Origin of the sequence: Rhizorhabdus sp. (genome assembly GCF_018006725.1) — a bacterium.
GTDB lineage: Bacteria > Pseudomonadota > Alphaproteobacteria > Sphingomonadales > Sphingomonadaceae > Rhizorhabdus.
Genome location: NZ_JAGMXV010000038.1, coordinates 1 through 13,501, shown reverse-complemented (window position 1 = coordinate 13,501; position 13,501 = coordinate 1). Strand labels below are relative to the sequence as shown.

Sequence of the window (13,501 nt, the reverse complement as noted above, 5' to 3'; positions counted from 1 at the left end):
CGATGAACAGCGCCACCAGTTCCTTGTGTTGCGAGCCCGTGAGCCAGCGCGGCTCCAATCCCCCGTCGAGCCGCCGGAGGATCAGCGGGCAAATCCTTTCGACGATAGTTCGTCGCAGCTCGGTCCAGGGATCCTTGAAAAGGTACTGCAGCCGTTCGTCGTCGCTCTCGGCAAGCCCGGCTTCCGAGAGCGCGCCGAGCAGAGCCTCGAATCGGTCGATCTGGCGTTCGAGATACTCGCGCAGCCGATCGGACAGCCCGAACCCCGCCGCCGACATCGACGTCTGTACGACCGGCGCGAAGGCGCAAACCAACCCCGTCACGCATGCCGAATAGTGCCCGAGCAGCGCCTGCAGGACGATCGGCGCCACCGACGGATAGAATCCGCGGCGCATCAGCGCGACCACCGGGGCATAGGACTGCGCGGCATGAAGCGCCGCGATCGGTACGAAGGCGGACAGGCTGGGATGTCCCCCTTCGTGTTCCAGGCGCCGCGCCACCGAGGACATCGCAGCCTCGATCCCGGTGGCCAGCGCATCGGCCTCGGCCGCACCGATCGGCAGGCGCCGGGACAGCTCGCAGGCGGCACGCGCTCCCGTCGAGATCGCCTCGCCGAAGCGCAGGATGTCGACATAGGGCACCAGGTCGGCCCGCTCCATCGGCGGACCTGCGCCTCTCCGGACACCGGGCCGAACATCGGCGGCCGCTGCGCCAGGGCGGCGGCGCGCACAGCGCCGACCGCGCGCAGCAGCAAGGCCAGCTTCGCGCTGTCCGCCATCGCGCGTTCGAGCAGATCGAGTGCGACCTTGCGCAATTCGTCCCTGATCCGCTGCGCGGCCGGCAACGCAATGGCCTCGTCGACGAGAAGATCCTCGGCCAGCACGTCAATTTCGCGCGCCATCGTCAAGAGCCGTGGGCCCAGGGCGGCCGCGGTTGCCTTCCAGATACCCAGCGCATCGGCTCGGCACACGAAGCCGGGCACCGGTCTCGGGGTGCATAGCAGCGTCGTATCGTCCGAGAAGAATGCCTCGACAAGCGAGTAGAACAGGCGCTGGAGCCGGTTCGGTCGGGATCGGTTCAGCGATCGGACCAGGCTCCGATGCAGTTGGCCGGCCGCCGAGCGCGGATCGCGCATATGCGGGCGGAGTTCGCTCGCCAGTTGGTCGTAGACCTGCCGGGCGGCGGCGGCCGGGAGACGAAGCAGCATTTCCTCGACGACGGCCCGGTCGGCCCGGCCCGCCGCCGTCGTCGGCGCGACAGGCTGCTCCACCGGTTGCGGCACCCTATTCTGCGGCATCGCGCGGCCGTCGGGATTTCCGCGCGCCTCGCGCCGGCGCCAGAACCCGCTCGACCTCGTGATCTTCAACGCCGTCCAGCATTTCGTCCAGGAAGCGCGAAGTTTGCCCGACGTCGTTCACGATGACGGCCGCCTGGACGATGGTTCTGGTCAGGGCGACATAGGCCGCGCGGCGCTCCTCCTGAACGAGCGCGCCTTCGCCCTGCTCCTCGGCGACCAGCGCCGGCTTCGTCGGAGCGATGCCTTCCATCATGTCGGCGAGCAGGCAGATGTCGGCTTCCAGCCCCTTGGACGCGTGGAACGTCATGAGGCGAACCTTGGCCTCGGCGTCGACGCTGTCGAGCGACAAGGCCGCATGACCGAATACCTCGGGTATCGTCGTCATCCCGTCGACGACGCGCGCCAGCTCTTCCAGGTTCTTCAGGCGCTGGTCGGACGACGGGTCATCGTGGGTCTCCCAAAAGCTCAGATACCCCGAGAACCGGAGAAGCGCCCAGAGCCGGTCGCCGAGCGGCTTGCCCGACGTCTCCAACCAGCGGTCGCGCAGGTCCGCCAGCTTGGCCGCGCCTTCCGCCGCCTTGCCTTTCAGGCTCGAGGATGCCTCGAGCCCTGCAGCGAGGAGATCCTCGGTTTCCGGGTTGGCGACCCAGAATTCGTGAATCGCATCGAGCGACTTCTTTCCCAGGCCGCGCACGGGCATGTTCGCGATCCGCTCCCAGGCTGCGACAACGGCATCGTCCGCTCGCGGCGCCCCGATCACCGCCGATGTCGCGGCCGGCAGCTGACGGCCAAGTTCCGGCGCAGCGGATGCCGAGAAGAGCAGGAGATATGAAAGGGCATCCCTGATTTCCTGCCGCTCGTAGAACGAGACGTCGCCGACCAGCCCGTAGCTGATGCCGGCTTCGACGAGAGCCTCCTCAAGCACCCTTGTCTGCCAGTTCTGGCGGTATAGGACGAAAACAGTGCCGTCGTCGCCCAGCTCCTCAAGCCAATCGGCAATGAACCCCGCTGCCCAGAATGCGCCGTCCTCTCGGCTCGAGGCCGACGCTATGACGATGTTCTCGCCACGCTTGCCGCGATGCCCGCTGACCAGGCGTTTCGCGAATCGGTCCGCATTCTTCTCGATCAGGGCATTCGCGGCATCGAGAACGATGGGGCTGCAGCGGTAGTTTCGAATCAACCGGAACACCTGGGCATCCGGCCACCGGTCCGGAAATCCCAGGATGCCAGAGGTGGTGGCGCCGGAGAACCCGTAGATGCTCTGATCGTCGTCCCCGATCGCGGCAAGCCGGCGATGTCGGCGCGCAAGCAGGTCGAAGGCCTCCACCTGCAGGTCCGAGGAGTCCTGATACTCGTCGACCAGCCAGGTGCTTGCGCACCGCTGGAAATCGCTCAGCGCGCCGGCATCCTTCCGCATCGCCAGCACGGGCCAGAGGATGAGGTCGGTGAAGTCGGCGAGATCGCGGTCCCGGAGAATTTTCTGATAGGCAGGATAGACTGCCGCGGCCGCGCGAACGAGGGGCAACTCGGTGCCGCCGAGATCCGGCCACATCGCGGCCAGCCGGCGCAATTCGGGCTCCAAATCCTCGCCGTCCGCGGCGCCCTCGCCTTCCTGGTCGCGAACGATCGCTTTGGCCTGAAGCAGCTCGTCGACCCACGCTTCGGCCTCTGCCGGGGGCACGCCGGCCGCCTTGACCCGTCCGAGCCACTTGCCGACCCGCGCCATCTGCTTGCGATCAGAGGGGTCGACCAGGCGCTGGGGAAATTTTTCGACCGCTTCGGTCATGGCACGCCTGCTTGCCGCCTCGTCGGCGATCTCGTAATGCTCGCTCAGGCCCGCGACTTCCGGCCGGCTGCGCAGCAACCTGCCCATCAACGAGTGACAGGTGCCCATGAGCAGCAACTGCGCTATCCGGCGTCCGAACGCTTGCTGCGCCCGGACGCGGAACTCCTGGGCCAGCGTCGCCCGGAAGGTGCTGATCGCAATCCGATGCGGCTCGTAGCCGCGATCGAGGCAGACCCCGACCTTGGCGATAAGCAGCGTCGTCTTGCCCGTCCCGGCGCCGGACAGGACAAGGCTGGGCCGCTCCGTTTCGAGCGCCGCGGCCCGCTGCTCGCCGTTCAGCTTTTCCAGAAGCGGCGCGGCCAGAGATTTCGTCATTCCTGGGTCTCCCAGATCAACACCCTGCCGCGCATGCGCCAGATAGCCTGCACCATCCGGCGCAGCTCCCGAGGGGCGGTATTTGGCGCGATGCCGATGTCGCACCGGTCGATGTCGGCAGGCCGGACTGCGAACCGATGGACGGCCTCGTCTCCATGGGCCGATACGGTGACCGCATAGACGCCGGCATCACCCTCGACGTTGGCGGCACCGGTCGCGCACGCCCAGCTGCCGCCGCCGAGGTTCACGATTTGCGGCGAGAGGGATGCGAGGATCCGATCGAGCGCTTCGTCATCGGCACGTTCGAGCGCAAGATAGAGCGCCGAGGTCGCGCTCGGCGCCTCGGCGGCCGTCATCGAGCGAACATGACGCGCAGCGATCTCCCAGCTCAGATAGACATCGACCGCCGACCGCCTTGCCGCCCGGGACGAAAGGATCCGGGCCGCGAGTTCGTCCTGACGGGCCTCGGCAATCGCTCTTTGCCGGCCTGTCGACCGGACCATTTCGATCCAGTCGCCTTCAGGGGTCTGGCACTCGAGGACTGTCACATCGACCGGGTCCGGATCGAGGGCAAGAAACTCCCGGACCAGGGGATGGACGCCGGCCGCTGAGGCAATCATCTGCGCGCCTCCGCCGATCCCGCAAGCCTCGCGCTGGAGGGCAGCGGCACCGGCGGTAGCTGGCTGCTCATCGGAGGATCCAAAGCTTCATTGCCCGGGCTCGGCGAGCTGGCGGCCTTCCTTGAGGCTGAAGTGCTCCTGGCGCCCTTCCCCACCCGCCTCCGGCCGTCATCCGGGGTGCGGGAGACCTTCGCCACATCCAGCCGAGGTGCTGGCGATGCGACAAAGGAGGGGTTGGACTCCGCCTTGCGGGACTCGTCGTCCAATGCGGCCGCCAGGATCGAGATCTCGCCGAGCAATCCCTCCAGGTGCACGGCAAGCTGATCGTTCTCATGCGTTAGCTCTGCGATCCGCTTGTCGAGGGCTTCCATCTCGATGCCGCGGGCCGCGACGGGCAACGGCGCCGCCCCGACACCAGCGCTGCTGGAGGCGACGGCAAGCTCCGGCCCGGCGCCAGGCAGGCCAAAGCGGCCAAAAACGATCCCGATACCGAAGATGACCACGAGCGCGGCAATCCTGGCGCCGAAGCTGCGGTGAGGCGCTTCCCTGATCATTGGTCGTCCCGGGGGCGCGCTCGCGTCGGAACCAGCGCCGTCGACCGCAACCGCGGCCGCCGGATCCGATCGCGAATTGCCGCCAATCGTCTGCGGGTCGGGCACATCGAAAGCAGCGCCGCCCTCGACCACCGAAGCTGCCTCACGATGGCCCTGCGGGACTGCTGCAAGCTGGCAGGGCGGTTGGTCTCGTTCACGGGCCAACTCGCCTTCGGCAGTCTCCCGCGCCGCGATGCCAAACGGAAGCGGTACCGGTGGTAGAGCGAGACCGCGGCCTGCGTCCAGGAGGACGGTGGCTGCGTCCTCGCCGTTTGCCATGCGCGTGCCGATATCGACGATCAACTCTTTGGCGGAGCCAGGCACCCAGACACGGGCCTCGACCAGGCCGGCTTTCTTAAGCCCCTGCCGCCATTGCTGTTGCTTCGAGCCCGAAGCCCCTGCGGTTGATCGCGATGAGCCCATGTCCTTCAGCTCGCCGGAAGGCTCCCGAGGTAGACCTCGAGCCGGCCGGCAAATCCGGGGTGCTCGACGACCGAGGCATCGACATGGAACGGCTCGAGCGTTTCCCAGAGGCCTCGCTTCGCGACCGCCTCGCGCACGGCGCAATTGGTCACGTCGCGAAGGCGGCCGAGCGCGCGGACCTCGATCAACGTCTCTGGAGACACGAGAATTTGCCGAGCAAGCAGCGCCAGCTTTCTGTCGATTGCGGAAATGATATCGACGTCGTCGGTTTCAAGCTCGAAGGTCAGCTTCGGGCCCACGATCTGCTGGCGGGCTTCGTGGAGGCGGATGAAGCGTGCCACCAGCTCGATAGATGTTCCAGGAAGGAAATTTCTGACGGCGGGAGCCAGCGGCTGGGGACCAGCTGCAGCGAGAGCCTCGATCGCCTCCCGGAGCATCTGCACCTCCAATCGGAGCTCCTCGAGCGGATCGGCAGGCATCGTACTGGGACCGGCGTCCGGATCGCTCGTCGCAATGCTCATCGTGGCTTTCTCCTGTTCCGCCTGGTGATTGATAGCGGCGATCGACCTTCGGCCGCCGCTTTGTGCGATCCTCCGACTGGACCGCGGGACCCCGTCCCGATGTGCCGGTCGATGAACGCCGACGTGGCCGCGGCATCAGCCTTCCAGCCGGCTGGCGGCGGCTCGGCGCCGCGTTCGCGCACGAGTTTTTCCACGAGCGCGATCTGTTTGTCCGTTGCCGGCTTGGCGCCCGGCGGACCTGCCCTGCCACCAGCCTGCTGCCGCGGCGCCGCTTGCTCGTCGAGAAACTTCCGGCAAACGCTCGCATCCTGACCGTAATTCTCGGGCAAGGTCAGTCCGGCCCGGCGAGCCAGCTCCTCGGCGAAGCCGACCATCTTGGGCGTGGGCTTGAGGCCCATGACGGCACGGCCCTGAAGCTCCGCGCTGGGCCGCCCGCGCGCGAATGCGGCGACCATCGCCTCGACCTCGCCGAGGACATGATCCTTCCACCGCACCAGCAGCCCGGATGCTTCGTCCATCGACCTGGCCCGCCCTATCGCGGAAATCGCCTGCTCGGTCTGAGCGCGGCGCACCGGTTCGCAATGGTCCGGCCACAAGCTGCGCCAGCCGCTGCGAACCTTGAGGCCAAGCTCGGTGCACACCAGCGCGGGATCCTGAGAACGGCCTTTCGCCTTCAGCTTCTCGACATATTTTGCCGCGAACAGGTTGTCGACGATCCGCGACCTCGTCGCCGGCGTCCCCAGCCCCTTCGGCGGTTCGTGCGGGCCATTGTCCAGAGCGGCGCGCAGCGCCGGATCCTCGACCCAGTCGATGAGCCTGGCCATGATCGTCGGCAGCTCGGCAAGCGAGATGCGCTTCGGAGGGGCCGTTTTCGTCGCGATCGTCGACGCCTCGCCCGTCGAGACGCGGGTGCCGTCATCGACTGCCGGCAGCGCGATGCTACCGTCCTCGTCGGCCTCGGTGCTGCGGCGGGCGACCTTTCCTGCCCGCTCCGGGCGCTCGACCGCGCGCCAGCCCGCTTCCCGCTCCACGGTGCCGCGCGCGGCGAACTCGGCGCCATCGATGAGCAGCTTGATCGTCGTCGCATCGTCGACCGCGTCGGGAAGATGGGCCGCGACGAAGCGCCGCGCGATCAGCTCGTAAAGGAGCGAGGCCTCGCGCGAAACCTGGGACGGCTGGAAGCGCGAGGTCGTGGGCACGACGGCATAGTGCGCGGGGCCATCGCTCTCGCCGGAAGCGGACTTCCGCTCGGCACGATAGACCGTGGGTCGGACAATCGGATCGCGGATAGCGAGGTTGCCGAGCGCCGGATGGCCCCTGGTGGCGGCAATCACCCTGGCCGCATCGGTTGCTTCGTCCAACGGCAGGAACGTCCCCGTTCCGCGCGGATAGGAAATATAGCCCTTGTCGTAGAGCTCCTGCGCAGTCTTCAGCGTATCGGAAGGCGAGAACCCGAACGCCCGGCCGGCGGCGAGCTGCATGGAATCGAGATTGTAGAGAGCCGGCGGCGCATGGCATGTTTCCTTGGTCTCGACAGCCACCGGCCCACCCCTCCACCGGCGGCAGGCCTCGGCGATCGCCTCAGCCTTGGCGCGTTCGAAGATCCGCTCCTTGGGATTGTGGAGAAGAACTAGGATGTCGCCTGCAGGGGTCGAGACGAGCAGGCGCACCTTGAAGTAGTCGACCGGCTTGAAGTCGCGGATCTCGAGTTCGCGTTCGGCCAGGATGTCGAGGGTCGGCATCAGGACGGGACCATATCGCCAGACGCCCGTCTCGCCGGGCGGGCGCAGCCTCACCGTCGCCTGACGGGTGCCGTTCATCCCGATGTGATAGTCGGCGTGCTGACGACCCCGCGCCTCCAGGGCGCCGCAATACGATCTGACGGCACCGCTTTCGCCGGCCGCCATCATGTCGCGAAACGCGCGCTCGATTGCTTCGGCTGTCACCGCGCGTGGGCGCATCCGGCGGACCGGACCGCGCCAGTCGAGCTTGTGCTCGACGATGTCCCAGCCGATCTTGTCGCCTTCACGGTCGTCGTCGGTGGCGATCACGATGGTCTTGCAGCCTCTCGCCGCCGCCGCGATCTGGGCAAGGATTTCGGACTTCCGTTTTCCGTTCATCGCGTTGCCGGATGCGGAGACCGGAATATCGGCGAAGTAGATCGTGCGATCGATGACCGCACGCCAATCCTTCAGGCCTGGGTCGATCTCGTCAGGCTCCACGGTGTCATAGAGGTTACCCGATGCCGTCACCAGGACGGCTCCGGGATCGAGGCGCTCCAGCACCGGGCGCGACGCCTGGAGGACGGAGCCCTTTTCGAAGAGGTAGAGCGTAGGACCGGAGGCGGAGAGTCTGCTCATCTGCGAAATGTCCAGCCGAGGGGAAGATTTTCTGCGGTGACGGCTGCCAGGGCGGCCCCGACGCAGCAGCCGACGAGCCGTGCGTCGCTCGGCGCGCAGCGCGCCTCCTCGACCAGGCGCCGCCGGACGAGCTGCATGGCTTCGGGCGCCGCACCGGCCACGACCTGCTGGACGATGGTTTCGCCGCTGGCCAGCCAGTACCCGACGGCGGTCCAGACGACCGCCTCGCGGCGGCTGGTCGACCCGCGGAATCCGCCCGCGGCGGCCCTCGCCATCTCCGGTTCGATCTGCTCCAGCGGGCCGCAAGCCCGTCGAAAATTCCCCTGCAGGCAGGCAACGAAGCGGGCATCCGCGGCGGCAAGCTTCTGGTCGGCCATCACCGCGTCCATGCCTGTTCCCGCACGGTAGCCTTTCCAGACGGCTTCGAAGCTTGCCTCGGAAAATGACACGACGGTGTAGATACCGGTACCTGGGGCGGCCATGGCGCTCTCCGAGGTCTGTGATCGAAGGGGCCGGGAGCGGAGGTCCCGGCCGCCCTTCTCAGCGGCGGCCGCGGCCGCCGGCCGCCCGCTGCTGTTCGCTGCCGGCATCACGGCCACCCCGGCCGCGACCGCTGCCGCCAGACCCGCCGCCGCGACCTCCGCCGGCGGGTTCCTTGGTGCCCCCGGCATCGCGGTCACCGCGACCGCCGCGGCTCGCAGGCTCGCGATCGCCGGAACGGCCGCGGGCCGCCGGCATCGCTCCGAGGTTGGCCTCGGCCAGCTCGCCGTTCTTGTCGTCGATGGAGATCACGTGTTCGAACACCGGCTTGCCGTGTTCATCCTGCAGGTTGACCTTCTGGTCGCCGTCCCGCGTGGTCCGGATCTGGGTGAACATGCGCCCGGTGGCGGTCACCGCCTCGCCGACCTTGAGGTCAGCGAACCTCTTCGCCTGGTCCCCGAAGACATTGACCCGGACCATGCTCGTATAGTCGGCACTACCGCCGTCATGCTTCTCGACGCCTTCAACGATCTTAATGACGAAATCGAGGAAAGGCGAGTTCTTGTCATTGTAATAGGGCACGAACTGCACCCAGCCGGTGCCTTTCGCGGCGAGGAACGACTGGGTTTCTTTCTCGGGATTGCCTGCCATGTTGATACGCCTCATCAGGTTTCAGGTGTATCGGATCGAGCAGGCCGATGAGGACTGAACCTCCACTCGGGGTGCGAACGGGGCGGCGAACGTGCCGCTGAACCCGGCCCAACCTAATCCGACGGGGCCCGAAGCCGGACCCCGGCGCTAAGACGCCCGGGTGCAGGCGATTGTTGTTGTGTTCGGCGGATTATTTCACTGGCGCCCGTCGCGGCCGCGATCGGGATCCGGATCGCGGCGCCCTCGGCCACCCTGCGAAGGCTCAGGCGCGTCACGACCGCCAGACACCTGGATCGAGGGCTCCGCAAGCACCGAGCGTAGCGGTACCTTCTCGATGCGCCAGGCGCGATCCCGCAGCGAGATCGCGTTCCGCAGCACGCCGGCGTCGTCAGGCCAGACCCGCTCGATGCTCGTGGCCAGGCCTTCCAGGCCCCGGATGAGCGCCTCCCGTGCTGCAAGCTGCCGTATCGCAAGGTCGTTGGCGGGACGGCGGTCTTGGAGCGAGCCGGAGTTCGGGCCGATCAGCGTCGGCGCTTCCCGCGCGAAATCGAGCTTGTCCAGCAGCGCAGCCAGTTCGGGGTCCGAACGCAAGCTGTCGGCGCCGGTGGTGACCGGACCGAACACGATCGGTTGGGAGGACAGATACCAATCGGCGAGCCCTCGATCAGCCTGACGAAGCCGGGCATAGCTGCGCAATGCCTCGATCGATTCGTCCCGCCCGTCGATCTCGAAAGCCCGGTGCCGGCGAAACAGACTGAGGAGCTCGCGAGCCCGGCCGCGGATCTCGCCGCCCGCCCCGCCCGTCGGTCCGTGGCCGGCACGGGGTTCGGTCGCGCGGTCTCTGCCCGCCGCTAGCCGCCTGACAAACCGGCGCAGCAGGCCGCCGGCGCCCGTCCCCGCGTCCTCCGCGGGTGCCGTGCCTGACCCGCCCACCTGCCGGACCGCCGACGAGGGCGCGGGGACGGGGTCCGGCGGCATCCGGTCGGGAGCGACCCCGGCCCGATGCGCTTCGAACACCGCCCGGGCGCGCCGCCGGCGGGACTGCATCCGCAACAGAGCGTCGGCGCCAAATTCTGCCCACCAGTCGGGTGACGCTTCGGCGAGGCGGCCCGGCCCGGCGCCACGGCCGCGCCGAACCGGCCTGCCTGGCTTCCGTTGCGGCGCGGCCGCGCGCATGGGCAACTCGCCTCGCTCGGCCGCCGCAATCACTTCCCCGCGGTCGGACCAGCGCGACCCGTCTGCAACGAGGCCAACCTCGCGGCAGTGGCGGGAGAACGTCTCGCGCAACCCGTCGACCAGACGGCCGTCCGGGCGGAACCTCAGACGCTCGCCGCCGGGATCGTCATTCGCGGCACGGACAATGACATGCACATGCGGGTGGCCACCGTGTTCGCGGTGCATGCCGACGATGGCGCGATGCCCCATCGCCACGAGTGTTTCCCTGACCGCGGCGATCGTCGCGGCTTCAAGCAGCCGCTCCTCCCAGGCATCGCGAGCATGCGCGCTGTAGACGAGATGCCGAACCTGGACCAGGCGCAGCCGCTCCTCGTCCGGCAGCGCCGCCCAAGGCTCGCCGGCGTCCCTCGCCTTCTTTGCCCGGCCCGTGAGATTCTCGGCATCGGTCAGCAGTTCCCAGCTTTCGAGGACACGACGGGCCTCGTCCCTTGCGATGGGCAGCCCGGTGCCATCGAACAGCCTGACGTCCCGATCCCCGATCGGCTGCCCCGGCGCGTCGGGATCGGACATGTCCTCCCCGAGCCTTCCGACATAGCGGAGCAGCGCGTGTGCGCCGGCCTTGCTTCGCGCGCCCGAGATCACCTTGACGATACCCGGGCTACCGCCCGAATCCCGTCGGGTGGCGGCCGCGCGTGCGGCGAGAGCGCCCCGCTCGATCGCAGAGGCCACGGCGTTCATGCCGAGGCGTCCTCGCGCCCAATTCGTTCGAGCTCGGCCACGCGGGGGCCACGGCGGCCGCGGCGAGCTTCCAGAAGCTCGCCAAGCGCGGCCGCCAGCAAGCCGACGTCGTAGCTCCGCCCATCGACCTGCACCTTCGTCCGCCCGACCCGGGTCACGCGATAGCCGCGCCGCCGCAAGGCCAGGATCATGGCGCGCACGCCGTCGGATTCGGTAATCGCGCACCGCCTGGGCTGCCGGCGCTGCACGGTCGGCGGGACGAAAAGCTCGGCCTGCAGGGTCTTCCGCACCCTTTGAGGCTGCCTTTTTCTGCGCCCGGGCTTGTTCGTTGCGCCGTCCTCGTCTGGAGCTGGACCTTGGGCCGGGATCTGAAACAGCAGGAGCTGAGCGGCCGGGGTGGCGGAGCTCATGGATCAGTCATGCCCGAATAGGCTCGCCGAGGATCCGGTAGCCCAGCCTGGCCCCCACGGCAGCGAAAAGGGAGGCCGATCAAGGGTACCGCGTGGCGTTGACGAGCTCCCAGGCCGCGAGTAAGCGGCGAAGGGTGAGCGCGTCACCCTGGAGATCAGCAGGCGTGTCGGCTCGTAGGCGGCCAGTGCGGGAAAGATGCGGCGCAGCATGGCGACCGATCCGGCGTCGTGGAACGTGACTGCCTGCGCGGGAAAGCAGCTCGCGATTGCCCGGCCGGCGTCGTCGACCAAACCCGTCCAGAAGACCCGGCCGGGCCCGGGCCAAGTGCCCTCGGCGCGCCCATCCAGTGCCGCCCGGGACAGCACCCTCGCAAAAGCCCAATAGCCGGGATCGCTAGCCATTGGACCGACCGGCGCGACGCCTTGGGGGGGCCGTCTGCCCCTCTGCGTTCGGCGCTGCCGCCGCAGCTGGATTGATCAGGTCCGCCAAGCCGGCCGCCATCACCGCGCCCCGCTGCTCTGCATCGCCGATCGCTCGCGCGAGTTCGAGCAGCGCCGTCTTGGCGTGCGGTGAATTGATCCGAGCTACCGCCCGGCTGATCTCCAGGGTGACGCGCTCACCCTTCGCCGCAGTATTCCCCGGCTCACCGTCTCCAATCCGGGCCCCCCGGAACAGATCGCTCACATCGCAATCGAGTGCGCCGGCAATTTGAAGAAGGACGCCCGCATTGGCGCGCGCCCCTTTTTCAAAGCGCTGGACATCGTTCAGGCTGCGGTCCAGCCGCTGCGCCAGCGCTTCCTGGGTCAGCCCCTTCGCTACCCGGAACTCGGCGATCCGCCGGCCGACGAATTGGTCGATCCCCTTGCGCTCTTCTTTCCGCCGCGCGCCGTCCACCCCGGTCACGCTTGCCTCCTGGGAGAGAAGGTCACCATCGAGACGCTCATGTTCGTGTTGCCCGGCCATCATGACGCCCTCCGCTGTCGGGGCGGGCGATGGCGAGCGCCAGAATAGCGGCCCCCTGCTCGACGATCACCCCATCCATTTCCGCCAGTATAGCCACATCATCCGCGGTCGGGCGATTGCCGATCGTTCTCTCGAATACCATCCGTTCGAGCAGGGCATCGCTGAGTTCCTGCTGCAGGCTCGCAAGGATCTCGAACCGATCGCCTGCATCCACCAGGAAGGCCGCCTCGAAAATCGGGCCGAACTGAGGTCCCCAGCCCACGACCGCATCACGGCCGTAACCCGACAGCAGCTCCTTGGACGTGCGGAAGTCATGGATGCTAGCCGTCAACGCACCCTCCTGTGTCCATTCACTATGGACATTTCTAGGACATCATACAGGCTCTTTCTGTTACTTTCCAGCGCCCCTATGGTGTCCTCGATCCGTCGCGCGAAATCGACATTCGTCCGAGCGTCGAGGCGGGCTACGTGGAGATCTCGCAGGAGCGTGTTGAGGTTGACCCCGGCCATCCGGAACTGGGCAACGCACGCTCGAATCAGCTCCTGGTCGGCAGCCCCAACAAGCAGCACCGGCACTCGCGCATCCGGCACCGAACCGGCGACCGCCACCGTTCCGGCCCGGCGGTCGATGATATGGCGGAGATAGCCGGCAAGCGTCGAAAAATTGCCGGTGCGGCCCTCGCCCTTCAGCGTGTCCCGCAGGCGCTCGCTCACGAAGACCTGCAGGGGAACCTCCTTTTTCCGCCCCGCCCGGGCGCTGGAGACGGGCTGCGATCCGCGATCCTGACCGGGTCGAAGCTTCCGCTTCGAGCCGTCGGCACCGACACGGGATCCAGGCGCTGGGGTCCGGTGATCGACCACGAGAGTTCCCCTTCTATTTCGCGGTGACGGCTAGATATTGCTCCGGAGCTAATCGTGGCGCCAGCCTAAACGCAAAATCACATGTGATTTTGCTAATCTTGCTATTGGAACTATTTGCGGGTCAGAACGCAGATTTCCGCCGCAAAAATCCACTTACACCATTGATTTCTATTGGAAATATTGCCATCCGCCCCCGGCCGCTTCCGAACATTTGCCGGTAGAACTGCGGAAGGTGCCGCCACATGGT

Annotated in this window: 13 protein-coding genes; all 13 read right to left on the bottom strand. The window is 67.5% G+C overall.

Annotated elements, in window-relative coordinates; genetic code table 11:
• Positions 1 to 658: hypothetical protein (locus KAY22_RS08045; protein WP_296622035.1), on the bottom strand; the 658-nt coding region annotated here is incomplete at its 3' end.
• 624 nt (positions 659 to 1,282) lie between these two features.
• Positions 1,283 to 3,457 carry an ATP-dependent helicase gene (locus KAY22_RS08040; RefSeq protein WP_296622033.1) on the bottom strand — a complete coding sequence of 725 codons (2,175 nt, stop codon included), beginning with the start codon at positions 3,455 to 3,457 and terminating at the stop codon, positions 1,283 to 1,285.
• On the bottom strand, positions 3,454 to 4,077 hold the full coding sequence (locus KAY22_RS08035; protein ID WP_296622031.1) for a hypothetical protein: 624 nt from the start codon (positions 4,075 to 4,077) through the stop codon (positions 3,454 to 3,456). Before KAY22_RS08035 ends, KAY22_RS08040 begins: the two co-directional genes overlap by 4 nt.
• Positions 4,074 to 5,093, bottom strand: coding sequence for a hypothetical protein (locus tag KAY22_RS08030; protein WP_296622029.1), 1,020 nt, complete (start codon positions 5,091 to 5,093; stop codon positions 4,074 to 4,076). Before KAY22_RS08030 ends, KAY22_RS08035 begins: the two co-directional genes overlap by 4 nt.
• A 5-nt stretch (positions 5,094 to 5,098) precedes the next feature.
• Complete coding sequence (locus KAY22_RS08025) at positions 5,099 to 5,614, bottom strand: hypothetical protein (protein WP_296622026.1); 516 nt, start codon at positions 5,612 to 5,614, stop codon at positions 5,099 to 5,101.
• The gene (locus KAY22_RS08020; RefSeq protein ID WP_296622024.1) at positions 5,611 to 7,974 is read right to left on the bottom strand and encodes a DNA topoisomerase; all 2,364 of its coding nucleotides are present in this window, start codon (positions 7,972 to 7,974) and stop codon (positions 5,611 to 5,613) included. The genes KAY22_RS08025 and KAY22_RS08020 overlap by 4 nt, the downstream gene beginning before the upstream one ends.
• Positions 7,971 to 8,456, bottom strand: a complete 486-nt coding sequence (locus KAY22_RS08015) for a hypothetical protein (RefSeq protein ID WP_296622022.1) — start codon at positions 8,454 to 8,456, stop codon at positions 7,971 to 7,973. Before KAY22_RS08015 ends, KAY22_RS08020 begins: the two co-directional genes overlap by 4 nt.
• A gap of 58 nt (positions 8,457 to 8,514) precedes the next feature.
• A complete protein-coding gene (locus KAY22_RS08010) occupies positions 8,515 to 9,105 on the bottom strand; it encodes a single-stranded DNA-binding protein (protein ID WP_296622020.1) in 591 nt (196 codons plus the stop codon).
• Positions 9,106 to 9,300: 195 nt separating this feature from the next.
• Positions 9,301 to 11,019 (bottom strand): hypothetical protein, encoded by a 1,719-nt coding sequence (locus tag KAY22_RS08005; RefSeq protein ID WP_296622018.1) that lies wholly within the window; start codon positions 11,017 to 11,019, stop codon positions 9,301 to 9,303.
• Positions 11,016 to 11,429 carry a hypothetical protein gene (locus tag KAY22_RS08000; protein ID WP_296622016.1) on the bottom strand — a complete coding sequence of 138 codons (414 nt, stop codon included), beginning with the start codon at positions 11,427 to 11,429 and terminating at the stop codon, positions 11,016 to 11,018. Before KAY22_RS08000 ends, KAY22_RS08005 begins: the two co-directional genes overlap by 4 nt.
• A gap of 394 nt (positions 11,430 to 11,823) precedes the next feature.
• Positions 11,824 to 12,396 (bottom strand): helix-turn-helix transcriptional regulator, encoded by a 573-nt coding sequence (locus KAY22_RS07995; RefSeq protein ID WP_296622013.1) that lies wholly within the window; start codon positions 12,394 to 12,396, stop codon positions 11,824 to 11,826.
• Positions 12,371 to 12,724: a hypothetical protein gene (locus tag KAY22_RS07990; RefSeq protein WP_296622009.1), complete on the bottom strand. Its 354-nt coding sequence runs from the start codon at positions 12,722 to 12,724 to the stop codon at positions 12,371 to 12,373. The genes KAY22_RS07995 and KAY22_RS07990 overlap by 26 nt, the downstream gene beginning before the upstream one ends.
• Positions 12,721 to 13,107 (bottom strand): hypothetical protein, encoded by a 387-nt coding sequence (locus tag KAY22_RS07985; protein WP_296622006.1) that lies wholly within the window; start codon positions 13,105 to 13,107, stop codon positions 12,721 to 12,723. Before KAY22_RS07985 ends, KAY22_RS07990 begins: the two co-directional genes overlap by 4 nt.
• Positions 13,108 to 13,501 lie beyond the last annotated feature (394 nt).

Coding starts and splice junctions, on each gene's coding strand:
- KAY22_RS07995 (WP_296622013.1), bottom strand. CDS start 12,396: ATGATGGCCGGGCAACACGAACATGAGCGTCTCGATGGTGACCTTCTC.
- KAY22_RS08020 (WP_296622024.1), bottom strand. CDS start 7,974: ATGAGCAGACTCTCCGCCTCCGGTCCTACGCTCTACCTCTTCGAAAAG.
- KAY22_RS08025 (WP_296622026.1), bottom strand. CDS start 5,614: ATGAGCATTGCGACGAGCGATCCGGACGCCGGTCCCAGTACGATGCCT.
- KAY22_RS08005 (WP_296622018.1), bottom strand. CDS start 11,019: ATGAACGCCGTGGCCTCTGCGATCGAGCGGGGCGCTCTCGCCGCACGC.
- KAY22_RS08010 (WP_296622020.1), bottom strand. CDS start 9,105: ATGGCAGGCAATCCCGAGAAAGAAACCCAGTCGTTCCTCGCCGCGAAA.
- KAY22_RS08040 (WP_296622033.1), bottom strand. CDS start 3,457: ATGACGAAATCTCTGGCCGCGCCGCTTCTGGAAAAGCTGAACGGCGAG.
- KAY22_RS08030 (WP_296622029.1), bottom strand. CDS start 5,093: ATGGGCTCATCGCGATCAACCGCAGGGGCTTCGGGCTCGAAGCAACAG.
- KAY22_RS08035 (WP_296622031.1), bottom strand. CDS start 4,077: ATGATTGCCTCAGCGGCCGGCGTCCATCCCCTGGTCCGGGAGTTTCTT.
- KAY22_RS08015 (WP_296622022.1), bottom strand. CDS start 8,456: ATGGCCGCCCCAGGTACCGGTATCTACACCGTCGTGTCATTTTCCGAG.
- KAY22_RS08000 (WP_296622016.1), bottom strand. CDS start 11,429: ATGAGCTCCGCCACCCCGGCCGCTCAGCTCCTGCTGTTTCAGATCCCG.